28 protein-coding genes are annotated in these 25,292 nt (G+C 48.9%); 24 read left to right on the top strand and 4 right to left on the bottom strand.

The window, feature by feature from the left end:
* The first annotated feature begins 190 nt into the window (after positions 1-190).
* The 4 genes from BQ5383_RS08280 (at position 191) to BQ5383_RS08265 (ending at position 6,021) form a co-directional block, all read left to right on the top strand.
* Entirely contained in the window at positions 191-2,566 is a 2,376-nt protein-coding gene (locus BQ5383_RS08280) for an ABC transporter permease (RefSeq protein ID WP_071431020.1), read from the top strand.
* Between the two features lie 130 nt (positions 2,567-2,696).
* Positions 2,697-2,957, top strand: a complete 261-nt coding sequence (locus BQ5383_RS08275; protein ID WP_071431018.1) for a hypothetical protein — start codon at positions 2,697-2,699, stop codon at positions 2,955-2,957.
* Between the two features lie 5 nt (positions 2,958-2,962).
* Entirely contained in the window at positions 2,963-3,628 is a 666-nt protein-coding gene (locus BQ5383_RS08270; protein WP_071431016.1) for an ABC transporter ATP-binding protein, read from the top strand.
* 14 nt (positions 3,629-3,642) lie between these two features.
* On the top strand, positions 3,643-6,021 hold the full coding sequence (locus BQ5383_RS08265) for an ABC transporter permease (protein ID WP_071431014.1): 2,379 nt from the start codon (positions 3,643-3,645) through the stop codon (positions 6,019-6,021).
* Between the two features lie 225 nt (positions 6,022-6,246).
* On the opposite strand, the gene BQ5383_RS08260 is transcribed toward BQ5383_RS08265, so the two are convergent.
* Positions 6,247-7,212 carry a DUF6076 domain-containing protein gene (locus BQ5383_RS08260; protein WP_270441363.1) on the bottom strand — a complete coding sequence of 322 codons (966 nt, stop codon included), beginning with the start codon at positions 7,210-7,212 and terminating at the stop codon, positions 6,247-6,249.
* A 377-nt stretch (positions 7,213-7,589) separates the two neighbouring features.
* On the opposite strand from BQ5383_RS08260, the gene BQ5383_RS08255 reads away from it, so the two are divergent.
* The 20 genes from BQ5383_RS08255 (at position 7,590) to BQ5383_RS08165 (ending at position 22,183) form a co-directional block, all read left to right on the top strand.
* Positions 7,590-7,814 carry a helix-turn-helix domain-containing protein gene (locus tag BQ5383_RS08255; RefSeq protein WP_005362423.1) on the top strand — a complete coding sequence of 75 codons (225 nt, stop codon included), beginning with the start codon at positions 7,590-7,592 and terminating at the stop codon, positions 7,812-7,814.
* A 147-nt stretch (positions 7,815-7,961) separates the two neighbouring features.
* The gene (locus BQ5383_RS08250) at positions 7,962-8,165 is read left to right on the top strand and encodes a hypothetical protein (RefSeq protein ID WP_004614949.1); all 204 of its coding nucleotides are present in this window, start codon (positions 7,962-7,964) and stop codon (positions 8,163-8,165) included.
* 286 nt (positions 8,166-8,451) lie between these two features.
* Positions 8,452-8,769: a DUF3847 domain-containing protein gene (locus BQ5383_RS08245; protein ID WP_008816380.1), complete on the top strand. Its 318-nt coding sequence runs from the start codon at positions 8,452-8,454 to the stop codon at positions 8,767-8,769.
* 2 nt (positions 8,770-8,771) lie between these two features.
* Entirely contained in the window at positions 8,772-10,244 is a 1,473-nt protein-coding gene (gene mobQ / locus BQ5383_RS08240; RefSeq protein WP_074104019.1) for a MobQ family relaxase, read from the top strand.
* Positions 10,245-10,291: 47 nt separating this feature from the next.
* Positions 10,292-11,032 carry a CHC2 zinc finger domain-containing protein gene (locus BQ5383_RS08235; RefSeq protein ID WP_014079457.1) on the top strand — a complete coding sequence of 247 codons (741 nt, stop codon included), beginning with the start codon at positions 10,292-10,294 and terminating at the stop codon, positions 11,030-11,032.
* Positions 10,917-12,257: a virulence-associated E family protein gene (locus BQ5383_RS08230; RefSeq protein WP_009321442.1), complete on the top strand. Its 1,341-nt coding sequence runs from the start codon at positions 10,917-10,919 to the stop codon at positions 12,255-12,257. The genes BQ5383_RS08235 and BQ5383_RS08230 overlap by 116 nt, the downstream gene beginning before the upstream one ends.
* Positions 12,258-12,527: 270 nt before the next feature.
* The gene (locus tag BQ5383_RS08225) at positions 12,528-12,713 is read left to right on the top strand and encodes a hypothetical protein (protein ID WP_004849804.1); all 186 of its coding nucleotides are present in this window, start codon (positions 12,528-12,530) and stop codon (positions 12,711-12,713) included.
* Positions 12,714-12,751: 38 nt separating this feature from the next.
* Positions 12,752-14,443, top strand: a complete 1,692-nt coding sequence (locus BQ5383_RS08220; protein WP_243182705.1) for a recombinase family protein — start codon at positions 12,752-12,754, stop codon at positions 14,441-14,443.
* A gap of 174 nt (positions 14,444-14,617) precedes the next feature.
* Positions 14,618-14,980 carry a hypothetical protein gene (locus BQ5383_RS08215; RefSeq protein ID WP_071431009.1) on the top strand — a complete coding sequence of 121 codons (363 nt, stop codon included), beginning with the start codon at positions 14,618-14,620 and terminating at the stop codon, positions 14,978-14,980.
* Positions 14,981-15,089: 109 nt separating this feature from the next.
* On the top strand, positions 15,090-15,782 hold the full coding sequence (locus tag BQ5383_RS08210; RefSeq protein WP_021661434.1) for a phosphatase PAP2 family protein: 693 nt from the start codon (positions 15,090-15,092) through the stop codon (positions 15,780-15,782).
* 113 nt (positions 15,783-15,895) lie between these two features.
* Positions 15,896-16,336 (top strand): RNA polymerase sigma factor, encoded by a 441-nt coding sequence (locus BQ5383_RS08205; protein ID WP_021661435.1) that lies wholly within the window; start codon positions 15,896-15,898, stop codon positions 16,334-16,336.
* Positions 16,329-16,529 carry a helix-turn-helix domain-containing protein gene (locus tag BQ5383_RS08200; RefSeq protein WP_021661436.1) on the top strand — a complete coding sequence of 67 codons (201 nt, stop codon included), beginning with the start codon at positions 16,329-16,331 and terminating at the stop codon, positions 16,527-16,529. The genes BQ5383_RS08205 and BQ5383_RS08200 overlap by 8 nt, the downstream gene beginning before the upstream one ends.
* 645 nt (positions 16,530-17,174) lie before the next feature.
* Entirely contained in the window at positions 17,175-17,573 is a 399-nt protein-coding gene (locus BQ5383_RS08195) for a plasmid mobilization protein (protein WP_021661440.1), read from the top strand.
* Positions 17,545-19,170, top strand: coding sequence for a relaxase/mobilization nuclease domain-containing protein (locus tag BQ5383_RS08190; protein ID WP_071431008.1), 1,626 nt, complete (start codon positions 17,545-17,547; stop codon positions 19,168-19,170). Before BQ5383_RS08195 ends, BQ5383_RS08190 begins: the two co-directional genes overlap by 29 nt.
* A complete protein-coding gene (locus BQ5383_RS08185; protein ID WP_071431006.1) occupies positions 19,160-19,546 on the top strand; it encodes a cysteine-rich VLP domain-containing protein in 387 nt (128 codons plus the stop codon). The genes BQ5383_RS08190 and BQ5383_RS08185 overlap by 11 nt, the downstream gene beginning before the upstream one ends.
* A 112-nt stretch (positions 19,547-19,658) precedes the next feature.
* Positions 19,659-20,417, top strand: coding sequence for a phage replisome organizer N-terminal domain-containing protein (locus tag BQ5383_RS08180; RefSeq protein WP_021659606.1), 759 nt, complete (start codon positions 19,659-19,661; stop codon positions 20,415-20,417).
* Positions 20,414-21,256: an ATP-binding protein gene (locus BQ5383_RS08175; RefSeq protein ID WP_021659607.1), complete on the top strand. Its 843-nt coding sequence runs from the start codon at positions 20,414-20,416 to the stop codon at positions 21,254-21,256. The genes BQ5383_RS08180 and BQ5383_RS08175 overlap by 4 nt, the downstream gene beginning before the upstream one ends.
* A 14-nt stretch (positions 21,257-21,270) precedes the next feature.
* Positions 21,271-21,459, top strand: a complete 189-nt coding sequence (locus tag BQ5383_RS08170; protein ID WP_020995296.1) for a transposon-encoded TnpW family protein — start codon at positions 21,271-21,273, stop codon at positions 21,457-21,459.
* Positions 21,460-21,570: 111 nt separating this feature from the next.
* Positions 21,571-21,828, top strand: coding sequence for a hypothetical protein (locus tag BQ5383_RS20050; protein WP_076944466.1), 258 nt, complete (start codon positions 21,571-21,573; stop codon positions 21,826-21,828).
* On the top strand, positions 21,812-22,183 hold the full coding sequence (locus BQ5383_RS08165) for a TnpV protein (RefSeq protein ID WP_071431004.1): 372 nt from the start codon (positions 21,812-21,814) through the stop codon (positions 22,181-22,183). The genes BQ5383_RS20050 and BQ5383_RS08165 overlap by 17 nt, the downstream gene beginning before the upstream one ends.
* 48 nt (positions 22,184-22,231) lie before the next feature.
* On the opposite strand, the gene BQ5383_RS08160 is transcribed toward BQ5383_RS08165, so the two are convergent.
* Genes BQ5383_RS08160 through BQ5383_RS08150 form a run of 3 tightly spaced genes read right to left on the bottom strand, consistent with a single transcriptional unit; the run spans position 22,232 to position 25,166 of the window.
* Positions 22,232-23,257: a virulence RhuM family protein gene (locus BQ5383_RS08160; protein ID WP_071431002.1), complete on the bottom strand. Its 1,026-nt coding sequence runs from the start codon at positions 23,255-23,257 to the stop codon at positions 22,232-22,234.
* 11 nt (positions 23,258-23,268) lie between these two features.
* A complete protein-coding gene (locus BQ5383_RS08155; protein ID WP_071431000.1) occupies positions 23,269-24,177 on the bottom strand; it encodes a recombination protein NinG in 909 nt (302 codons plus the stop codon).
* A gap of 56 nt (positions 24,178-24,233) precedes the next feature.
* Complete coding sequence (locus BQ5383_RS08150) at positions 24,234-25,166, bottom strand: hypothetical protein (RefSeq protein WP_071430998.1); 933 nt, start codon at positions 25,164-25,166, stop codon at positions 24,234-24,236.
* Positions 25,167-25,292: the final 126 nt, after the last annotated feature.

Below are 25,292 nucleotides of genomic sequence, written 5' to 3'. Positions count from 1 at the left end.
CTGTCTTTCAATTTCAGTAAAATAGAACGCGGCGGACGGCCATTTCCGGCTGCCCGCCGTAAATTTTTTTGAAATGTCCGAGCGTTGTAACATTTCACCCCGATTTTCAATGAAATTTTTTGGCTGCTGTAACATTTCGCGGACATTTGGGTTTTACAATACCCTTATCAAATATGGAGGTGATACAACTATGACATGGCCTTTTGAGAACGATACAAGTGCCATTACAAAAAAGTTGGCAAAACGAAACTTAAAAGCAGATAAAAGCAGAAACATTCTCATTATCATTACGATTGCCTTAGCTACCTGCTTGATAATGACAACGACCTTGTATTTTTTTGCTTCGCAGCGAAAATCATTAAATGATGCGGCTGGGCGTTATCAAGCAATTATCAATGAAGTCGATAATGATACCATCACGAAATTAGTAAATGACGATAGGGTTCAAGTGGGTGTAAGTCATTTATTGGGTTTAGTATCTTATGGGGACTACAAATTAACCGTCCGTTCAATGGACGAAACACTAATGAAATTAGCAAAATATCCTGATTTAGAGGGAGAATTGCCCAAATCTACAAATGAAATTGCTATCACAAAGGCGTTTCTTGATAGAGCTGGATTGTCCAAATCCATAGGCGATACTATATCGTTAAATCTGGGAGATGGAGAAAAAGATTATACCTTATGTGGTATTTTGCCTGTCGAAAATTCAAATTATTCCGTATTCGTGTCGCAGTCCTATATTGAAAACAAGATCAGCGAACCGGCATACTCCGCTTATATCCGTTTGAATGAATCTGATGGTTGGTCTAAGGCTGCTATACAAGCTGAATTATCAACATTGTGCAGAGAATTGGAAATACAGCCGGAGCAAATGCAGTTTTCAACATATTATTTTTCTCTCATTGAACAGAGAAGCAGTCAATATATCACTGTAATAGCATTTATCAGTCTTATTATCGCTTTGGCGTGTACCCTTGTTATTTACAGTCTGTTCTATGTGTCCATAGCCAGAAAAACAAAAGAATATGGAAAACTGCGGACAATAGGGGCAACTGAAAAACAGATGAAAAGAATCGTTTTTAGAGAGGGATTTCATCTTTCCAGAATTGGTATTCCGATTGGAACATTAGCCGGTGCAATAGCGGGATATGTCCTTGTCCCGCAAGGCTGGAACACTTTAATGGTATTTGTAATTGCCGCTGTCACAGCTCTGTTTGTGTATCTATGCGTTATGATTGCTGTAATTAAGCCAGCCAAAATTGCTGCTCATGTTACGCCTATTGAAGCAGTCCGTTATATGGCGGGCAATAATGATGTAATGTCCAACAGTACAAAAGTGTTACATCGTTCTCTATCCGCGAAAAATTTAGCTTTCCTTAATTTTGCAAGGAACAGAAAGAAAACCGCTTTAACGATCCTGTCGTTAGGGGTATGTGGAATTTTGTTGATGGCAAGCTCTGCATATTTTAATTCCATTGATCCTTTAGCAATGGCGCGTAGGAGTTTTCCTTACGGAGAAATTCGCCTTGAATTAGGCGATTACGGGCCGCAGGCACATAACAGTGAACAATATTCAGAACTCCAAAAATCGAATCTGCTTACAGAAGATTTTAGAGAATCCATTTTGGACATAGATGGTGTGGAAGAAATAAAAGAATACCAAGGCACCGTTTTGAATGTTCGTATGCCAACGGGGGATATTGAACCGATTGTTTCAGACGCATATACGCCAAGCTCTCAAAAATTGCTTGAAGAATATCTGATTGATGGTACAGCAGATTTGCAGGAACTACTTAATAATAATGGCATTATTATTGAAAATGTCCCACAGTGGAAAGAAACTTTTGGGTGGGATGCAGCGATTGGGGACGAACTTCTGATTGAAGTTGACGGACAAACATTGGAAGTAAAAGTAATGGGGATTGTGGACGCTAATATCCCGTATGGCGGATATGATACGCTATTTATTCCTTTAGAAATACTGTCAAAGATCGTTCCTATTGAAAACCTCAATTATCAATTTATTGTAGATACAGATGACAGTAAATGGGCAGCCGCAAAAGATGAAATCCAAAAGATAATTCCACCGACTTCCAGCCTCTATGTTAGTACCTTGAATGATTGGGTAGAGGCATACAACGAAAAACTATTGAACTATCGTATGCCAGTCTACATTTTTGTCATGTTTATCGGGGTTTTTGGCATTATCAATCTGCTAAACACACTGATAACAAACATCTTGACCCGGAAGCGAGAACTGGGTGTTTTGCAAGCGGTTGGTTTGAGCAGTAAACAGCTTTCAAAAATGTTATTGATAGAGGGCTTGTTCTATACATTAGGGGTGCTGCTTCTTTCCATATCATGCGGAACTCTTATCGGGTATCTTCTCTGCACCGTCTTTAGTGCAATGAGTATTTTTGGAAAAGTAAGCTATCATTTTCCGACAGTTGAAATGTTCAGTTATTTTATACTGATGCTTGCCGTCCAAATGCTTTTCTCGTATTTGGCAATTCGGCAGATAAAAAAACAATCTCTGGTAGATCAAATACGGGAATTGTCATAAGAATTTTTGAAATGTCCGAGCCTTGTAACATTTCACCCCGATTTTCAATGAAATTTTTTGGCCGCTGTAACATTTCGCGGACATTTGGGTTTTACAATACCCTTATCAACAAAAGTGAGGAGGCGACGCAATGGAACTGACCCCGACCTTGATTTTGAATCTGGTGCTGCTGATTGTCCCGCCCGTTGCCCTTGTGCTGGTGTTCCGGCAATGGCTGGCCCGGCACATCCGCTGGACGGTTGCCTTGACTGCTCTCTGTGATGTTCTCCTGTTTTGGGATGAACTGTTCTACTATGAGAGCTTCGGCCTATTCGCTGTGCTGATTCTGGTACAGTTGGCGGCCATCGGCGCAGCAGCGTTCCGCATTTACAACAAACAAAGAAAGGATTGAATTTTATGAGCATTTTACAGACGATTGATCTGAAAAAGTATTACGGCACAGAGCCGAACATCACCCGCGCCCTTGACGGCGTGAACTTCTCTGTGGAGGACGGCGAGTTTGTGGCCGTTGTGGGAACCTCCGGCAGCGGCAAGTCTACCCTGCTTCACATGATGGGCGGGCTGGACACCCCCACCAGCGGAACCGTGATTGTCCGAGGCGAAGAACTGGCAAAGAAGAACGACGAGCAGCTTACCATCTTTCGCCGCCGCAACATCGGCTTTATCTTCCAGAACTATAACCTTGTTCCCATCTTGAATGTGTATGAGAACATCGTCCTGCCGGTGGAGCTGGACGGGGACACGGTGGATCAGAAGTTTTTGGACGAGATTGTTCACTTGCTGGGGCTGGAAGATAAACTGAAAAATATGCCGAACAATCTTTCCGGCGGACAGCAGCAGCGTGTGGCGATTGCCCGCGCCCTGATTACCAAACCGGCTATTGTGCTGGCCGACGAGCCGACTGGCAACCTTGACAGCAAGACCAGCGCCGAGGTGCTGGGGCTTATCAAGCGTACCAGTGCGGAGTTCCGGCAAACTGTTGTGATGATTACCCACAACAACGACATTGCCCGCCTTGCAGATCGGATTGTCCGCATTGAGGATGGCAAGATTGTGGAATAAGGAGGTGGCAGGCTATGACATGGCCTTTTGAAAATGATACCAGCGCCATTACAAAGAAGCTGGCAAAGAAAAGTTTGCAAAGCGAGAAGCGCCGGAATCTGATGGTAGTGATCGCCGTTGCGCTGGCGGCATTTCTGATCTGCTTTACGGGAATTGTAGCTACTTCCCTGACACAAATGCAGCGCAATCAGGTTGTCGATACTTATGAGGCGGTCTGGCTGGGCGTAGAGGAAAACGACATTGAAACCCTGAAAGGACTGCCGGAGTTTGAGCGCGTAGGCGGCTACTATATGCTCGGTGAGGAACTTTCGGAACAGGGCTATCATGCCTCTTATGTATATAATGACGCAGAAATGATGGAGATTGGGCGCGACCAAATGAAGCTATTGGAGGGGAATCTGCCCCAAAAAGCAAATGAAGTTGTCGTAAGCGAATACTTTCTCTCCACCTATGGAAACAATGCCAAGATCGGGGACAGTGTGACCTTAGATACCGAGAGTTTTCATGGTGATTATGTCGTTACCGGCATTATGGACAGCGTAAATGAAAAAGAAGCGAATACCTGCGCTATCATTCTTTCCAAAGCTGCCCTGACAGAATGGAAAGGGTTTGATCCGGCTGGGTATCGCGCCTATGTCCATTTCAAAAACAGCGACCAGTTGGGCGAGGAACTGATAACCTCTTATTGCAGGGAGATTGCAGAGGAATATCAGCTTCCTAATCCCAGCATGAACAACAAGTATTTTGCTTATGCTTCTAAATCCTTTGATTTTTTACCGATTGTTGGTGTGATTGTTATTGTTCTGATCGGCGGCTATATTGTGATTCAGAGTATCTTCCGTATCTCCATCAATGACAAAATCAGGAGCTACGGACAGCTTCGGACGATTGGTGCAACGCCAAAGCAAATCAAGCGGATTGTAAAGCGGGAGGGACGCAAACTCGGCAGTATCGGAATTTTGGTTGGTACAGTGCTGGGCGTATGCTGCGGTTTTCTTCTGTTTTCCAAGGGATTTAACGCTGTTTCCTATGTCGTTATGGTTTCCCTGACACTCATAAGCAGTTGGATCATGGTGTCTATTTCCATCCGTAAGCCGGTGAAAATCGCGGCAGGGATTTCCCCCATTGAAGCCGTCCGTTTTACCCCGGTGCAAAAGGACATCCGCAGCCGGAAAAAGAATATCAAGCTCAATCCTGTTTCAATGGGAATTGCGAATTTTAAGCGTGACCGAAAAAAGACAATCAGTATTGTAGCATCTTTGAGTATCGGCGGAATTTTGCTGATGGTGGTATCTTCCATTGTTTTAGTGCGCTCACCAGAACAAATTGCGAGATTATATTTTCCTGACAGCGATTACAAAATATATCTCCAAGATCTATCGGAAGAAATGTTAGTAAAAGGTAATCCGCTAAACGAGGAACTAAAGCAGGAAGTTTTATCTGTTGATGGTGTTACGGATATAATCGTAGCCAGACAATCGCTCCATACCAGCATTAAAACAGATGCTAACCAAAATTCAGGAATATGTGATACGCTGACCGACCAGAACTATGCTATGGTTGAGGCTGCATTGACAGAGGGAACGATGCCGACAGATTCTCATAGTATCGTAATTCACGACCAGATTGTAGCGTATTTTGAAGATATGGGCGTCGGTTCCACCGTTGAATTTTCTTCAATAGATGGTAAGCAGTCCATCCCTGTTACAATATCGGGAGTGTTTTCCCTTTCAAAAATGCCTGTGATTTTCGGGCATGGACGCGCTCATACAGATGGCTCTGTTTTCTTTGCTCCAAAAGATTTATTCTACGAACTGTACCCGGAAATTACTACCTTTGATTACTCATGGAGCATTGTAAGCAATCCGAAAAAAGCTGAAACTGTAAAAGCTGAACTGAAAAATATTGTAGCCGAACACAGTAACCTTGCTTTAGATGAAATAGATACAGCGATTGCGGCTGAAAAATCACAAAATTCTGCGGTGTTTGGTAGTATGCAGGTTCTTTCATGGTTGGTGTTCCTCTTTGGCGTTATCAACCTCATCAATACGACCCTCTCTAATCAGATGTCCAGAAAACAGGAAAACAGTGTTTTGCGTTCCATTGGTCTGACACAAAAACAGTTATGCAAAATGAATATATGCGAGGGTCTGTGCTATGCGTTCTTTGCAACATTGGCAATCCTGATTGTCGGATTTCCTATTTCTATTGTTGCAAGTAGAGAAATAAGTATAGCTACTTTTGGCGGAAATGTAGTACCTTACAAATTCCCAGTTTTGGAAATGGGATTGTTCATTCTGGTATTATTCGGAATGGAACTGATCTTGTCTGTATGGACAATCCGCAGACAGAAAAAACAATCCCTGATTGAACAAATGCGGGCAATGGAATAATCGTATGGGATCGGCGGGGCGGCGTGTGCTGCCCCGCTTTTTTCGCCTTTTCTCAAAGAAATTTTTGAAATGTCCGAGCTTTGTAACAATTCAGCCTGTTTTTTTGTCGAAATCAAAGGCACCTCGGACATTTATAGTTCTTCCAAAAGTTTGATGATAATATTACCATTCATGGAAGAAGCAATCTGTTATTGCAATAATGCGAAATTGACGATAGAAAGTTTTTCATATCTCGGTCAGCTCAACAATTACATTACTCTGCTGATACAGCCAGTCCGTAAATTCTTTCGGGCTGGCCGTTCCTGTTTTTACAGCCTTTTTTCTCTGTAAGGCTTCTTTCTTAAAGTCGGAAAAGGAAGCCTGTATTTTTTCCAGACGGTCAGCCGGAAAGCCTGCGGTATTTTTTACCCGGTTTATTTTGTTGCGCCAGTTCTGGCATTCATTTTTATAAAGCAGGTCATAGTTATTTTCTCTTGACCTCTCGTCAAATTCCCGCTTGTTTTGAAGCGCCTGTGCTTTTCGGCACTTGTCGCTGCACAGCTCATACCGCTGGCTCTTTGCCAGAAAATATTTTCCACAGACCTTGCACCGCCGGAAGCAAAGCCCCCAGTCATTCAGCCTGTTCAGATAATAGGTAATCAACGGGTAGAGGGACGCATAGGCAGACACACATTCTTCTGTGCGCCGGTTGTCCGGGAACCAGAGGTCAAGCCGGGTATCTTCTGACGGTGCGCCTTTGAAATAAAGGCTGCCAGCTTGAAATTGTTTTGGTTTTCCTGTCTCCCTGTCAAAGCTCATGGTTTCGTTTTGGAATACCCCGGTCAGTCTGCTCATTTTATCCATGAAGCGGTCACAGGCAGCGTTACGGTCACGGGGTTCTCTGGCAAGCAGATAGCTGTTCCAGATACGGAACGCCACATACATTTTCAGAGGGTCGTTGCTAAGATATTTCTCCCAAAGAAATTCGCTTGCCGCCTGCTCCAGCTCCGGCTGTTTCCATCGGTTGGAGTGGAGAGCTTGCCGCAGCGGAGAAAGCCCGTATAAGTTCCAGTCTCTGTCCGTGTCACGCTCAAAGTTTATCAAAAAAGTTCCCAGTGGGCGTGTCATATCACAAAGCACCTCTGCGTTTTGGCTCCCGTTCAGACGGAAGCGGATCTGCTGTTCTTCCCCAATCAAAATCCGCTCTTTCATTTTCTTCCTGTCCAGCGTCAGGACAAACAAAATCCTCTCAAAACATGGCTCATGCCGTATAAACTGATTCTCCATCCCTATCCCCTGCCTTTGTTTATGGTAATTATATAATTCAGTTATATCCGTTACACTCATGGTATCGCAGAATCATTGTTTTGTCAAGGATAGTACGCTATGATGATTGCGGTTGGTAATTTCGTACCGCACAGTACCTTGACAAGTGAATGACCGTCCAAAAGGGATATGACCGGCAGGAGAAGTGACGCATTCGGCGCACCAATGCAGGGAAACACCGCAGGAATGGGGCAGGAAAACGGCTTTTGGGGAGAACGGCAACAGGAAGCATTTTAACCTATTTGATTTATGGGAGGAACAGAATGAACGATAAAAAGAGATTGAACAGCTACGAGGATTTACCGCTGGTTCTGGATGTGGCGGACATTCAGCGGATTATGGGAATTTCAAGAGCGAGCGCCTATGAGCTGGTACACACACCCGGCTTTCCAGCGTTCCGCAGGGGCAGACTTATCAAGGTCAGCAAAATTGCTTTCTTTGAATGGATGGCAAAAGGCTCCGAAACCGTACCGGGAAGCGACAAATAAGCGTGAGGTATCATTCCCTGACTTGCAATACTGCCGCACTTTCCAAAGGGGCATACAGAGGGAAAAAAACTTAAAAATGATACCGAGACGCTACATCAAAACAGCCTATCTGCGTACATCAGATAGAAACGGAGAAAGGAGCCGGTTATGGCAAGAATGAGTAACAAGCGGCGGTTGGAATGGTCTTTCTTCTTAAATGACCGCAGCCGTATCACTTACAACGAACTGTGCCGGAAATGCCAGCACGAATGTAAACAGAGCTTCCGGGCGGTTGTGGTTGACTGCCCGAAGTATCTTTCCAAGCGTTCCAAGAAAAAGGACAAGACTGCCGGAAACGGCAAAATCCCTTAGGAACTAAGGGCGCACTTCTATACATAGTCTAAAGACCATGTATCGTGCGTCCTGCGGAGCTTACCTCTGCCGCTGATAAAATCAGCAATCCGAGGTCTGCGTTCGCTTCGCTCCGACAAGGTGGCTACACCCCCTTGCGCCGCTAAAGCGGCTATCCCCTGTGTACCCGCCGCAAAGAGAAATCCGCTCTGCGGTTTTCCCTTTTCATCGGGTTTTATAGAAGCACTGACACACGGACTGTCTGCGGATGGTCTTTCTTTATCTTATCAGCAAAGGATGTGAGAACATGGAAAAATCTTTGGAACAGTTGAAGCAGGAATATGAAAAAACCACTGTCCTGCTGGAACAGGAAAAACGGAAAATGCAGCGTTTGAAAAACCGGCAGGCGTATCTGGAAAGCGGTTCCCGGAAACAGAGGACGCACCGGCTGATTACCCGTGGGGCAGCTATTGAGAGCATTGCACCACAGACAAAGGAGCTATCCGAAGCGGAATTTTATTCCCTCATGGAAAGCATTTTGAATCTGCCGCAGGCGGAGCATTTCATCCGGTCTGCCACAGAGAACCACGCCCGTATTTCCGGGCAGGAGAAAGGCGGTGACTAAGGATAGCACTTTATCATTTTTCAATCGCACAGATCAAGCGCAGCGCCGGTCAGAGCGCCATTGCCAGCGCAGCCTATCGAGCCGGGGAGCGTCTTTACAGCAGCTACTATGGAGAAGTCAGCGACTACACCAAAAAGGGCGGCGTGATCGCTTCGGAAATCATGCTGCCACCCCATGCGCCGGAAATATATCTTGACCGGGCGACCCTCTGGAATGCTGTGGAGAACTGCGAGAAACATCCAAAAGCACAGCTTGCCTATTCCTTTGATATTGCCATGCAGAATGAATTGACGCTGGAAGAAAACATGGAGCTGGCGAGGAAGTTCGTACAGGAGCAGTTTGTGACAAAAGGCATGATTGCCGACCTTGCTTTTCACAGCCCGGAGAAAGAGGACGGCGGCATCCCTAACCCGCATTTTCATGTGATGACAACCATGCGCCCTTTGAACCCGGATGGCACATGGGGACAAAAACAGCGTCGGGAATATCTTCTTGATGAAGATGGAAACCGAATCCGGGATAAAAACGGCGATTATATGTTTAACGCTGTCCATACAACAGACTGGCATGAGCCGGAAACGCTGGAACACTGGCGGGAGCAGTGGGCGGCTGCCGTTAATACAAAATTTGAGGAAAAAGGGCTGGATGTGCGTATCGACCACCGTTCCTATGTGCGGCAGGGGCTTGACCTGATACCTACTGTCCACGAGGGAGCTAATGTCCGGCAGATGGAAGCAAAGGGCATCCGCACCGAGAAAGGGGAACTGAACCGCTGGATTAAAGCCACCAACCGGCTCATGCAGGATGTGAGGAAGAAGATCAAAGCCCTGTTTGTCTGGATGGCAGAGGTAAAAGAAGAACTTTCCAAACCGCAGACACCGAGCCTTGCCGACCTGTTGATCGCTTATTACAACCAGCGCAACGCAGGGGCATGGAGCAATAAAGCCAGAACCGGAAACTTAAAGCAGTTTGCCGAAGCCGTCAATTATCTGACGGAAAACAAGCTGCTCACATTAGAGGATTTGCAGGAGCGTCTTTCCTCTGTCAACGAAGAATTTGAAGCGTTAAGCGACTCCATGAAAAAGAAATCTGCCCGGATAAAGGAATTGCAGGAATTGATACGGGAGGGCGAGAATTACCAGCGGCTAAAACCTGTTCATACGGAATTGAACAATATCAAGTTTAAGAAACAGAGGGAGAAATTTGAAACATCCCACGATGCGGAGTTACGGCTGTTTTATGCCGCCCGCCGTATTTTGAAAGAAAAACTGGACGGAAAACCCATTGCCCTGAAAGCATGGAAACAGGAATACGCACAGTTAAAAACAGAGTATGCCGAACTGTCTCCGCAGCACAAGCCACTCCGGGAGGAAGTCATACGGCTACGGCAGGTGCAGAACGCCGTAGATACCGCACTGCGCCGGAGGGAGCAGCCACAGGCAGTACAGAGAAAGAAACATGAGATGGAGCTATGATATAACCGGCAGCTTTACCGCTACCAGTATTTTTATGGAGGGAGCATTTGAATGTATTTGAAGCGGTGAAACAGTCTGTTACCACCCGGCAGGCTGCTTCATTCTATGGAATCCGGGTGGGGAGAAACGGCATGGTCTGCTGTCCATTCCACAATGACCGCACGCCCAGCATGAAAGTGGACAGCCGCTTTTACTGCTTCGGCTGCGGGGCTTCCGGGGATGTGATCGACTTTGCCGCTTTGCTGCATGGATTGGGGAAACGGGAAGCTGCGGTCAGGCTTGCGGAGGACTTCGGCGTTTCCTATGAGAAATCCGGCAATGCGCCGCCAGATAGGAAGCGTCACAACAGGTCACAGCCCCGACAAAAATCAGCGGAGCAGAGATTTCAGGAAACGGAACGGTATTGTTTCCGGGTGCTATGCGATTATCTGCGCCTGCTGGAGCATTGGAAAACAGCACACGCCCCACAGCCGCAGGATGCCATCTGGCATCCTCTTTTTGTGGAAGCGTTGCAGAGGATAAGCTACACAGAATACCTTTTGGATATTTTGTTATACGGAGAAATAGAAGAAAAAGCGGCATTGATCGCCGCACAGGGAAAGGAGGTGTTGCGGCTTGAACAGCGAATTTCAGAGCTTGCCGCCGGAAACGCAGGAAGCGGTCAAAAGGACGATGGACACAATGGAACCGGCGCAGACACCGGCAGAAATCCGGGAAACATTAGAGGGGACGCAGAAAGGCGGCGTGAAGAACAGCATCCGAAACTGCCTGACGGTGTTCCAGCGTGACCCTCTGTTTCGCGGGGCGCTGCGCCTGAACCTTTTGACGGAGCAGATTGACATTGTGAAGCCGCTGGGCTGGGAGCGCACCAGTACCACGCTGACCGACATGGACATGAACTACCTGCTTTTGTATCTGGAAGAAAATTACGGGCTTACCAGCGAGAAAAAGGTGCAGAGCGCCATCAAGATTGTTGCCAATGAAAACCGCTACCATCCAGTCAGGGATTACCTGAACAGCCTGCAATGGGACGGCACAGAGCGCATCCGTTACGCCCTGCATCACTTTCTGGGAGCCGATACGGACGAATACACCTATGAAGCCTTGAAACTGTTCCTGATGGGAGCCATCCGGCGGGTATTCAGACCGGGGAGCAAGTTTGAGGTCATGCTCTGTCTGGTTGGTGGTCAGGGAGCCGGGAAATCTACCTTTTTCCGGCTGCTGGCAGGCAGGGACGAATGGTTTTCAGACGATTTGAAAAAGCTGGACGATGAAAATGTGTACCGCAAGCTGCAAGGGCATTGGATTATCGAGATGTCGGAGATGATTGCCACAGCCAACGCCAAGAGTATTGAGGAAATCAAGTCATTCTTAAGCCGCCAGAAAGAAACCTACAAAGTGCCGTATGAGACACATCCGGCAGACCGGCTGCGGCAATGTGTATTTGGAGGGACGACCAACCGGCAGGACTTTTTGCCCCGTGACCGCACCGGCAACCGGCGCTTTCTCCCCGTGACGGTGTACCCGGAACGGGCGGAGGTTCACATACTGGACGATGAAGCGGCGGCGAGGGCGTATATCGAACAGATGTGGGCGGAAGCCATGACGGTTTATCGCAGTGGGAAGTATAAGCTGTCATTCAGCATGGAAATGAACCGATACCTGAACGCCCACCAGCAGGACTTTATGCAGGAAGACACACAGGCCGGCATGATCTACGCCTATTTGGAGGACTACACCGGCGACAGGGTATGTTCCAAGCAGCTTTATGAGGAAGCGCTGGGGAACTTAAATTCCCCGGCAGACTGGGAGACACGGGCAATCTGCGAGATTATGAATACCGGCATTGCGGGCGGCATCATACAGGGCTGGGTAGCCTACAAAAGCCCGAAGCGGTATAAGAAATACGGTTCTCAAAAAGGCTGGGAGCGTGTCAACCAAGCTCCGCCGGAGGGGGACGGTTTTCAGGAAATCACGGAAGAAGAAGCCCGGCAAATGGAACTTCCATTCTGAAAAGCCACCGGTTGACAGTTTGGTTGACGCTTTGGTTGACAGCCGGTTGACGGGGAAAAGCCTGATATTTGGGGCATTTCTCTCCTTTGTCAACCATGTCAACCAAGAAATCAAAGAAAAAGTAAAAAGTAATAATAGAGCGCCTATGGATTGTTTTCAAAGTCTTTTCTGCCGGTTGACACGGTTTGGTTGACACGGAGACAGTCTGCGGCTGTACACCTGTCTGACATTCCCTTGTCGGGCATATTTCATTTATGGAGGTAACTGCCTATGGCAAAAAGCAAAAACGAGAGCAATAACAAAAACAGCGGCACCCTGCTTACCGAAAAAGACGGCACCCAGTATTTTGTCATGGGGAAAGTCCGTATCAAGGTATCGGAGCATTTCGCACAGGATGGGAAGCCGCTTGACAGCCTGCTGGAAGATGTGATCCAGCACGCTGCCGCCGCTTCCTGAAAAAATACGGAACAACGACTGTCAATCAGCCCACGCTTATGATATACTTGTACCAGCGAGTATTGTATAAGCGTGGGTTGTTTCTTTTAGAAGGAGGATTTTTAACCGTGAAACAACCATACAATACAACGATTTATAACACTGCACTATATTTGAGATTGAGCCGTGACGATGAATTACAGGGGGAAAGCGGCAGTATCCAGACCCAGCGCATGATGCTTAGACAGTATGCCGCAGAGCATGGGCTGACCGTTGTAGACGAGTACATTGACGACGGATGGAGTGGGACAAATTTCGAGCGTCCAAGTTTCCAAAGGATGATTGATGACATCGAAGACGGGAAAATCAACTGCGTTGTCACAAAGGACTTATCCCGTCTGGGAAGAAACTATATCCTGACCGGTCAGTACACGGAAATCTATTTCCCCAGCAAGGGAGTACGCTACATTGCCATCAATGACAATGTGGACACCATCAACGGAGAAAGCGAGCTTGCACCGTTCTTAAACATCCTGAATGAAATGCACGCCCGACAGACCAGCAAAAAGGTCAAGGCTGCCATGCACACAAGATTTGCCAATGGCGCACACTATGGAGCCTATGCACCGCTGGGCTATGTAAAAGACCCGGACAAAAAAGGTCATCTTCTGATCGACCCGGAAACACGCTGGATTGTAGAGAAGATTTTTGACCTTGCTGTACACGGGCGTGGAGCCGCCAGCATTACACGGATTCTGGTGGAGGAAAAAGTACCTACCCCCGGCTGGCTGAACTATGAAAGATACGGGACTTTCGCCAATATCTACGCCGGTGCGCCCGCAGAAAAAGCCTATGCGTGGACGATTGCACAGGTCAAGAGCATTTTGAAAGAGGAAACCTACATCGGTCACAGCGTTCACAACAAGCAGAGCAACATTTCATTCAAGAACAAGAAAAAGGTGCGGAAGCCGCAGGAAGAATGGTATCGTGTGGAAAATACCCACGAAGCCATCATTTCCGAAGAAGTGTTCCAAAAAGTTCAAGAGCTGATTGCAAGCAGACGCAGGAAACGCAGAAACGGTACGACACAGATTTTCGCAGGATTGATAAAATGTGCAGACTGCGGATGGTCTTTAGCCTATGGGGAAAACAAGCAGAACAAAAACCCATACGGGTACTACCATTGCAGCAAGAACGGACAGGGATTACGCCAGTGTTCCATGCACTATATCCGCTATGATGTACTGTATGCCTATGTGCTTGCAAGACTGCAATACTGGTCTATGCTGGCACAGAAAGATGAGGACAAGCTGCTGAAACGGCTGCTCAATGTCAGCGACAGGGAAAGGAACTCTGCGAAGAAAAAGCAGGCTGCGGAGCTGAAAAAGGCAGAGAAGCGTAAAGCCGAGGTTGACGGGCTGTTTGCTAAAATGTATGAGGACTGGTCTGCCGGACGCATAACCGAGTATAACTTCAATATGCTGTCCGAGAAGTACCAGAACGAGCAAAAGGAGCTTGAAACAAAAATAAGACAGCTTCACGAAATGATGGAAGCCGCCGTACAGACCGCAGCGGATGCTGAAAAGTGGATTGCCCTAATGAAACAGTATGTCAACCCTGTGGAGCTGACCGCCGAACTTCTGAACACTCTAATTGAAAAAATAACCGTCCACGAAGCTGTCAAGGGCGAGGACGGAAGCCGTGAGCAGGAAGTAGAAATCTACTACCGCTTCATCGGCAAAATCGACTGACCTTTCTTTTTTACCCAACAATATCTTTAATTAAGGGAGACGGGGCGTGGCTATCCAAGCATTGACTCCTTAAAAGCTATTGCAGAATTTTTCGGAGTAACAATAGATGAACTGTTATCCAATAGAGAACTGATTTGTATTGCAGAAAAAGATAGTCACCAAAAAACACAGCATATGCGTGATTTAGTATTTGGCTTGATTGATTGCTCTGTTGTAATGTTGTTTTTTATCCCTCTTTTTGGACAGCAAGGGGGCGAGATAATTCGTCAAGTGTCTTTGCTATCGTTACAGGAAACACCATTGTTCATAAAAGTTGCATATTTTGCAATCATTTTATTAACAGTTGCTTGTGGTATTGCTACGTTAGCTTTGCAAAATTATTCCAGCATTATTTGGATAAAAACAAAGACTATCTTATCTATGATATTGACTATAATTAGCGTTGTTATCTTTATTGCAAGCCTTCAACCTTATGTAGCCTTTTTTACATTTGTTTTGTTGATTATCAAGGGCGCTTTGTTGCTAAAACGCCCATGACACGAAGCGTATCAATGATGTGACGGGCAAATTCTTTCGTTTTTTTCACTCCAAAGTTAAAGTGTGATTAGGCAAGAGCCAAATACATAAAAAACAAAGGAGCAAAAAAATGAAAGAAGAAAAGAAAAAAATCCAAAACAATTTTATTGTAGCTGCCGGACTGTTGGCTTTGTTCATTCTCTACACAGTGGCAATTATGTTTGTTGATGTGCAGCCAATCGGCCCACAGGGTTCATCTGTCGGGTTTGCGGAAGTCAATCAATATTTTCATACGCTGTTTGGTGTGAATATGCTGCTATATAGTATAACAGACTGGTTGAGTATTGCTGTACTGTTTATCATGTTCGGATTTGCAATGGTAGGTCTTGTGCAACTTATTAAAAGGAAAAGTCTGTTTCGTGTAGATAGCAGTATTTTGGTATTAGGCGGTTTTTATGTGCTTGTATTTTTGGCATATCTCTTTTTTGAGTTTTTTGTTGTAAATTACAGACCTGTTTTGATTGAGGGTGTTTTGGAAGCCTCTTATCCGTCCTCTACAACAATGCTTATGATGTGCATTATGCCTACGGCTATTATGCAATTTCACCATTTGATTTCAAGCAAAAGATTAAGGAATATAGTAAATGCTTTTTGTGGTATCTATGCAAGTTTTATGGTCATTGGGCGGGTTTTATCTGGTGTGCATTGGTTTACTGATATTGTGGGTGGAATATTGCTTAGTGCAACACTTGTTATGTTGTACTATTCCACAAATCAGTTAGTAAATAGCAAAGCCAGCCGGAGCAGTCAACGGTCAAGATGAACGGGCTGCGCCCGCCGTTGACAGCCCCGCCTGTCCTTGCTGGTGGGTAGTCAAGGGGCGACAGCAGGGAGTGCTGCCGCCCCTCACTATCATCAGAGAAAGGGGGATTTTCCATGACCGAGAAAGAATACAAAGAACATATCCAGTACACCCATAACGCCTATTGCCGGATAGTCATTCGCCATGCTTCCATAGACGCTGCCCGTATGCTGTTTGCCAAGTGGAAACGAGAAATCTCCCTTGAATACTTGACCGAAGAAAAGTTTGTTCCACTAAGCACCACAGACGAGTATTTTCAAGTGCCAGACTATGGCGAAACTTATCCACTCTCCGTCCGGGGGCAGACGATACTTTTAGATAGCTGCTCCCTTGCGGTTGCTCTTGCCGAGCTGCCGGAACAAACGCAGGAGGAAATCTTTTTGTATTACTTCCAGCACTTGACGCAGAAAGAAATCGGGGAACAAAGCGGCTGGACACGTAGCACAATCGGGCGGCATATTCAGCTTGCCTTGAAGCGGCTGAAAGAGGAAATGGAGGTGTTGTCCCATGAGTAACCGACTTCTCCCCTATGACACTATCATAAAGGCACATGAGGGCGACCCCATAGCAATACAAGCTGTCCTTGACCGATACGCCGGATATATCCGCTACTTCTCCAAGATGAACGGCTATTATAACTCTGATATGGAGGACTACATCAGAACAAAGCTGATTGAAAGCCTGTTCAAGTTCCGGTTTGACCGATAACATAAAAACTGAATATCCCGCCGCCCCGCAGCGGCACATGAAGCAGTAAATCCGAAAAAGATTTGCTGCTTTTTTTGCGCCCATTTTTGGCAAATCGGGAAAGTGTCGGTACTGGTATGTGAGCAAGGAAATTTCCCGTTTTCTATCAAACAGCGGGCAAAACACAGCTTCCAAAACGCCTTATTGTCGGGAAAGACCGAGCCACCGGAAAAGTTCTTGCCGGAAAGTCCGTCATTTTTGCTTTTTGCGGTGTTGTAGGGAGTAAGGGGGGAGAATGCCAGCCTGCCGCCTTTTATGAAAAAAGCTGGTTATAGATTTCCCGAAAAAGTGGCAGTAGCAAGTGAGGGCAATCCAGCAGCTTTTATGAAAAAGTTGGTTGCGATTTTCTGAAAAAGTGGCAGTAGGAAGTGAACGGCAGTCCGGCAGTTTCTTAGAGCAAGTTTCTACCACGGTGCCAAAATCCGCAATTCTGCGGTTTTGCCCCTCGCGGGAAACTTGTTGGGGAGTGCCTTCCCCAAACCCTGCTATGCGGCTTGCGCCGCAAAAAGATTTCCGTCCGGCGAAAAGTTTTTTCTCTCTTTCGCCCCGGAAATGGCTAACAGATAAGAGCATTTTTTGTGATAAGTGAAAGGAGGTATACAGCCCATGCCGAAGCGATACAACACACCCCACCGCAGCCGCGTTGTGAAAACCCGGCTGTCCGAAGATGAATACGCCGACTTCACAGAGCGGCTTGCGCCCTATGGTATCAGCCAGTCGGAATTTCTCCGGCAGGCGATACGGCGCACCACCATACGCCCCGTTATCCATGTGTCGGCGGTCAATGATGAACTGCTCTCCGCTGTCGGGAAGCTGGCCGCCGAGTACGGCAGGATCGGCGGCAACCTCAATCAGATTGCCCGGTATCTGAACGAGTACGGCGCACCCTACAATGCGCTGTCCGGCGAGGTACGCGCCGCCATAGCCGACCTTGCCGCCCTCAAGTATGAAGTCCTCAAGAAAGTAGGTGACGCGGTTGGCAACACTCAAGCATATCAACTCTAAAAATGCCGACTACGGAGCCGCCGAGCAATACCTGCTTTTTGAGCATGACGAGTTCACCATGAAGCCCGTCCTTGATGAAACCGGCAGGCTTATCCCCCGCGAGGACTACCGGCTGTCCACGCTGAACTGCGGCGGGGAGGATTTTGCCGTTGCGTGTATGCGGGCAAATCTCCGCTACGGGAAGAACCAGCGGCGGGAAGATGTGAAAAGCCACCACTATATCATCAGCTTTGACCCACGGGACGGCCCGGACAATGGCTTGACCGTAGACCGGGCGCAGGCATTGGGCGAGAAGTTTTGCGCCGAGCATTTCCCCGGCCACCAAGCCCTTGTATGCACCCACCCGGACGGGCATAACCACAGCGGCAACATTCATGTGCATATCGTCATAAACAGCCTGCGGATTGAGGAAGTGCCGTTCCTGCCCTATATGGACAGGCCAGCCGACACAAAAGCCGGTTGCAAGCACCGCTGTACCGACGCTGCCTTGCGCTACTTCAAGTCCGAAGTCATGGAGATGTGCCACCGGGAGGGGCTTTACCAAATCGACCTCTTGAACGGCAGCAAGAACCGCGTGACCGACCGGGAGTATTGGGCGCAGAAAAAGGGACAGGCCGCGCTGGACAAGCAGAACGCCCCCATGATTGCAGGCGGTATCACACCCCGGCAGACCAAGTTTGAAACGAACAAAGAGAAGCTGCGGCAGACCATACGCGCTGCGCTGTCTGCGGCGACCTCATTCGAGGACTTTTCTTCTCTGCTGCTGCGGGAGGGCGTGACCGTCAAGGAGAGCCGGGGGCGGCTGTCCTATCTCACGCCGGACAGGACGAAACCCATTACCGCCCGGAAGCTGGGTGACGACTTTGACCGCGCCGCTGTCTTTGCCGTTTTGGAGCAGAACGCCGCCAGAGCCACAGAAAAGGCCGCAGCCATATCCGAATACCCCCGGCATGGGAAAACCGGCATACAGCCCACAAAAGCCCCACAAACCGCCCCGAAACAAGACGGCGTGCAGCGGCTTGTGGACATTGAGCAGAAGAAAGCCGAGGGCAAAGGCCGGGGCTATGAACGCTGGGCGACCATGCACAACCTCAAACAAATGGCCGCGACGCTGAATGTGTATCAGGAATACGGCTTTACTTCCCCGGAGCAGTTAGAAGCCGCCGTTGATACCGCCTATCAGGAAATGCGCCAGACCAGCGGCGAACTGAAAGCACTGGAAACGAAGCTACAAGGGAAAAAGGAGTTGCAGCAACAGGTACTTGCCTATGCCAAGACCAAGCCTGCCCGTGACGGGCTGAAAGCGCAGAAATCCGAAAAAGCCCGCGCCGCCTACCGGCAGGCAAATGAGAGCGATTTTATCATAGCCGAAGCCGCCGCCCGGTATTTCAAGGCGCATGGCATTACCAAGCTGCCCGCCCGGAAAGCGTTGCAGGCCGAGATCGAGCAGCTTATCTCCGAGAAAGACGGCCTGTATAACACCTATCACGAACAGAAACAGCGGTTCAAGGAGTTGCAGACCGTCAAGCGGAACATCGACCAGATTTTGCGCCGGGAGGAACCCCACCGCAGAAAGGAGCAGATCCATGAGCGATAAGCTGCCCCGCATGGACTACCGCCAGCACCGGCGGGCGCGGCGGCTGGTACATGAGTGCTGTAACTATGACGGGGGGAACTGCCTGCTGTTAGACGACGGGGAGCCTTGCGTGTGCGTCCAGAGCATTTCCCTTTCCCTCATGTGCCGCTGGTTCCGTGTGGCTGTCCTGCCCCTTGACGGGGAGCTGGCCGCAGCCCTCTTGTACCGGGGGAGCCGGAAACGGTGTGCGGTCTGCGGCGCGGCATTTGTCCCCAAATCCAACCGGGGAAAATACTGCCCCGACTGCGCCGGACGCATGAAGAAAATCAAAGCCGCCGAGAGAAAGCGGAAACAAAGGCAGAGATGTCACGCTTTAGAGCCTTTCAAACCCGCATAAATCAAGGCTTTTTTCGTGGGTGTCAAAGGGTACGCGATACATTTATCCTTTACCCCCGGAAACGGCGTTCTAAATGCGTACAAACGCCCCAAATCCACCCAAAGGAGGAACCATGTCAGACAACCGAAAATACTACTACCTCAAGCTGAAAGAGAATTACTTTGACGAGGACGCTATCGTGCTGCTGGAGAGTATGCAGGACGGTATCCTCTATTCCAACATTCTCTTGAAACTGTACCTGAAATCGCTGAAAAACGGCGGGAAGTTGCAGCTTGATGAAAATATCCCCTACACCGCGCAGATGATTGCCACCATTACCCGCCAGCAAGTCGGCACCGTAGAACGAGCCTTGCAGATTTTTATGAAGCTGGGGCTTGTGGAGCCGCTGCCAAGCGGCGCGCTGTATATGAGCAACATCGAACTGCTGATCGGCCAATCCTCTACCGAGGGGGAGCGGAAACGGCGGGCAAGGCTGGCTTTGCAGGAGCAAAAAGCCTTGCCAAAGGCCGGGGCGGACAAATGTCCACCATATCAAGCGGACATTTGTCCACCAGAGATAGAGATAGAGAAAGAGATAGAGATAGAAAAAGAGAGAGAGCGAGAGTTAGATAAGGGACAGCCCGCCCGCGCCGCCTATGGCCGGTATGAAAATGTCTTTCTTTCGCAATCGGAACTGGACGGGCTGAAAGCAGACCTGCCCGACAAATGGAACTACTACATTGACCGGCTATCCTGCCATATCGCGTCCAGCGGCAAGCGATACCGCAGCCATGCCGCCACAATCTACAAATGGGCGCAGGAGGACGCAGCCAAGAAAGCCCCGAAAAAGGGCATACCAGACTACTCATGCAAGGAGGGCGAGAGTTTATGAAGAACGAAATCAACGCTGTTTTGGAGAATATGACGACCACCGCCCCGGAGCCGGAGGACTACACCGGCGAGGACGGTTTACTGTACTGCGGCAAGTGCCGCAAGCCGAAAGAAGCCTATTTTGCGCCGGATAAGGCCGCTATCTTCGGGCGCGACCGCCACCCGGCAGAGTGCGACTGCCAGAGAGCCGCCCGCGAGGAACGGGAGGCCGCCGAGAAGCGGCGCAGGTACCTTGACGCCGTGGAAGAACTGAAACGCCGGGGCTTTACCGACCCCACCATGCGGGACTGGACTTTTGAGAACGACAACGGCAGGAACCCGCAGGCCGGGATTGCCCGCCGGTATGTGGAGCATTGGGAGGATATGCGAGCCGACAATATCGGCTGCCTGTTCTGGGGCGGCGTAGGAACCGGGAAAAGCTACCTTGCGGGCTGTATCGCAAACGCCCTCATGGAGAAAGAAATCCCCGTCCACATGACGAATTTTGCCCTTATCCTCAACGACCTTGCCGCCAGCTTTGAGAACCGCAACGAGTACATTTCCCGCCTTTGCCGCTATCCGCTGCTTATCATTGACGACTTCGGCATGGAGCGCGGGACGGAATACGGGCTGGAACAGGTTTTCAATGTGATTGACAGCCGCTACCGCAGCGGCAAGCCGCTGATCGTCACGACCAACCTCACGCTGGACGAACTGCGGAACCCGGAGGACACCGCCCATTCCCGGATTTATGACCGGCTGCTTTCCATGTGCGTCCCGGTACGCTTTACCGGCGACAACTTCCGGCAGGAAACCGCGCAGCGGAAAATGGAGAGCATGAAGAAACTGATTACCGACTGAAAGGAGTATTGCCTATGGCAGATAACAAGCAGCACGACACCCGCACCGCCCGCCGCCCCGACTGCGTGACGGAAATCCGCATGGGCAATTCCGTCCTTGTCGTGTCCGGCTATTTCAAGAAAGACACTACCACCACCGCCGCCGACAAAATGGCGCGGGTACTGGAAGCGGAAGCCGCTGCTACACAAAAACCGGCAATTTGACAAACCATAAAGAAGCAGATTTTACACTTTTGCCGCTATACAGCCCCCGCTATTCCGTGGTACAATAAAGCTACGGAATAGTGGGGCTGGCTGTCGGAAACGGAGGATTTTATGTTAAGACAAGCCACCCAAAACCTCATTACCGCCCTTTATCCGAGATTGTCCCATGAGGACGAATTGCAAGGCGAGAGTAATTCCATATCGAACCAAGAGTTAATATGTAAAGGGTGGTTTCTCCCACCTAATACATATGACTGCGGCTCATTTGTGGTGAATGGAACAGCAGTTGTAGGAAAGGAGAAGAAAAGTCCGTATAACCGCTGGAAATCAACACAAAAAGGAGCTAATTTTTATGAAATCTCTATTTGAGGAAATGGGCGGCACTTACCGTCAGGAGGGCGATTATCTCATTCCAAACCTTGCGCTGCCAGAGGAACCGGAATACCAGATTGGCAAGTATGGACATATGCGCCGCAGCTATCTGAAAGAACATCGCCCTATTTTCTACACAAACCTGCTCACAAACGGAACGCTGCATCGGCACCTTGCCGAGATCGACCAAGCCTGCAACGAGCGCATGGAAATCATCGTTTCTGCAATGGTGAAGCAAGAAGGCGTGACCGAAGCACTCAAAGCTGCCGATCAAATGGAATGGGTACGCCGCATGAACAGCATCCGCAGCCGCGCGGAGGAAATCGTTTTGACCGAGCTTGTATATGAATGACAAATGCCCGTTATCGGTTGCGTGGCCGATAACGGGCATTTTTACACTTTAGTTCTTTTGTTCCGTGCTGGCTACCAGACGGTCAAAGTCGCTCTGATACAGATGATCCTGAATGACGCGGTACTGCTCAAACTCGCTTTCGGCAAAGGCTTTTGCAATGGCAGCGGTGACTTTTCCCTTATTTTGCAGAATCTCTGCATCATTGAATTGCAGAAAAGCGTCCAGCTTGGAGGCCCAATCTGCCATGGTCATGGGAATATGCCGTCTGGCCTGCCGGGTAGCATAGTCCAGATACATGGTGACGATTTCGTTCAGTTCCTGCATTTCATCCATGGATAAGTAATTTTTTGCAACGGACACATCTGCCTTGACAATCTTGCCGTCAGGAGCATTCTTCCATGAGGTCAGCCCCATGTGTTCCTTGGTGTGATCGGCTCGTGCCATAATGACCTCTGCCGCTGTGCCGCCATGGACGGCATAGTGCATCTTATTCTGAACTGTGGCAAAGAAATCCTTTGTGGTCTGGCTATCGAGAGAGTAGTCCACAGCAGTGGCGTAAATATCCGTAATTTTCTGATAGAAGCGCCGTTCGCTGGCCCGAATCTCCTGAATCTCGGAAATCAGGTGATCGAAGTAGTCCTCATCAAAAATCTGCCCATTGATGAGCCTGCTCTTGTCCAGCACATACCCCTGCTTGGTGAAGGTGTCCAGCACCTTGGTTGCCCACTGGCGGAACTGCGTGGCTCTGCCGGAATTGATCCGATAGCCTACGGCTATGATGGCGGACAGAGAGTAGAACTTATAGTGATAGGTTTTTCCGTTATCCGCAACTTGTGCAAAATTTGCACAAGTTGCATCTTCGGACAATTCACCGCTTTCATATACATTTTTCAGATGCTTTGTCACAACGCTCCGGTCTACATCAAAAAGCCGTGCAATGGCCTTTTGGGTCAGCCAAACGTCGTGATCCTGTACCCGTACCTCAATGCCATCCTCATGGGCATCTTTCGTGAACACAAGGAAATCCACTGTGCTGTTGCGGATTTGCAGTTTATCCTTCTTGGCGTCTGCCATGTCGTTTCACCTCAATCTTCTTCGCTGGTTTTCTTCCCACGGCTCTTATAGACATTATACTGATTCTTGCAGCGGGGACTGCAAAAAGCGGAATTGGAGCGGCTGCTCAGGAACACCTTCTGGCAGTGCTTGCACAGCCGCAGGGGCTTCTCTCCGTCCACCAGCAGGAAGCTGAACATCATCTGGATGCCCAGCAGCAGCGAATGGAAGTCCCAATAGATGGTCGGTTTGTCCAGCAGCTCAATATGATAGCTGGGCGCAATGCCGCCGAAAGCAGCCATGCCTTTGCGATACAGATTCCGGGTATCCTCATCGATCAGGTCATAATCGTTGTAGTACAGAATAGATGTGGTCAGCGTAAAGGCCCAGTCCTTGAACTGCTGCGCCACCCAGTCATAGGCTTCAGCATACTCTCGCTGGAAGCTCATGGTTTTCGCCATGGGTTCACTCGCAAAGGTCATGGTCAGCGCCACCATCATGTTGTCGCCGGACACGCTCCATCTGGACTCAATGCCCTTCTTGACCAGATCCAGCTGGTCAAAGGGATAGAATAGCGCCAGATAGTCCTCGGTTTCCATGGATTCTGCCTTGATGAAGTGGTTTTTCGGCAGATAGACCGCCTCATAATCCATGAAGGACGGCGTGGTGGGCAGCGCTGTCATCAGGCCCAGCAGACCGTAATGGGTTACAAATTCCAGAATGGCCTTCTGCACCTCGTCCTCCGGGCTGCGGTTCATCATCAGCATTCCCACATTCAGCGCATCCAGCACGATTCCCGGCGCTTCCTTCAAGGGATTATATATGTCGGGCTTGGCATTCTTCCCCGGCGTGATATACCGCTTGCCGTCTGCGGCTGTTTTCAGTTCATAGCGGTCATACCGTACCCAATGGGAACGGGACTGCTCAAAGAGATTCTTCATGGCGCTGTTCCTCTCAACTCGTAATCCAACTATATATTAACCGTATTACTATTGTATCAACCGTCCTTGTCATCGTCAAGGGCGGCTTTCTTTTTTCTCGGTTTGGTTTTGTTTTCCCGGCGGATCACGGCATCTTTGCCCATGGTTTGCAGCAGTGCTTCATATTCCTCTACGAACTCGCGCTCCCGCAGAGTAATGCTGTAGTCCCTTTCCAGCTTTTCACTCAGATGCTCATACATCCGCCTTTGCAGCTTTTTCTGAATGGTCATACGCAACTTTCGGATATTCCGGTCGGACTGCCCACGGATGGCAGCAAGCCTTGTGGTGCTGTATTGCTTGACGAACAGGTAATACAGTACCTCCTTCTGTTCATCACTGAGGGTGAAGAAGAGCTTGGAGAGAAAACGGTTTGCTGTCAGCTCATGCAGCTCGTAGGGACAGGAGAAGATGATGTCGAGAAAATTTCCCTGACAGAGCTGGCGGAACCTTGGCAGATTCATCCAGAGGGGAGCAATTCTCGGCTCTGGCACGGCCTGAAACTCCAACGGCACATCCCCGCGCAGGTTTTCGTGGTCACGCTCCCGGCGTTCCCGATTTCTGTCCAGCTTGTTCCACTCGTCTACCACAGTCAAAAAATCCGATTCCGTCCGGGCTGCTTCCTCCAGCCGCCGCACAGCCTCTGCGCGAATTTCCCGCTTGAGCCGTTTTTCGCTGGTGGGCGCGGCTTCCTCTTCCTCGTCCTCCAGCTCGGCGGCATAGTTTCTGGGATGCTCGTCCTGCTCCAGCTCGCTTTCCAGCTCCAGCGTGCGTTCCTCTGCAAGCGCTTCCTCCAGCGATTCGTTCTCCGGCGCACCGTCCGACGCATCCTCCCAATCGGCAAAGCTATCCTCATCCATTTCAAGGTCGGCTTCCTCTATTTGCTCCTCGGTATCTTCTTCCTCATCGGAAAAATCATCATCCCACAGCAGTTCATCCTCCCATGGTTCCACGACAGCTTCACCTCCTCGAAAAAATATTTTTCTTTTTCTCAAAAAACAGTTCCGATTTACACCCCGTTTTTCTCCTATTAGTGAAAGGGTAATCTAAACGCAAGTTACTAAGGTTACTATCTTAAA

The organism is Angelakisella massiliensis, from assembly GCF_900104675.1.
Classification (GTDB): Bacteria; Bacillota; Clostridia; order Oscillospirales; family Ruminococcaceae; genus Angelakisella; species Angelakisella massiliensis.
Note: the sequence above shows the minus strand (reverse complement) of the source record. Positions and strands in the feature narration are given on the sequence as shown.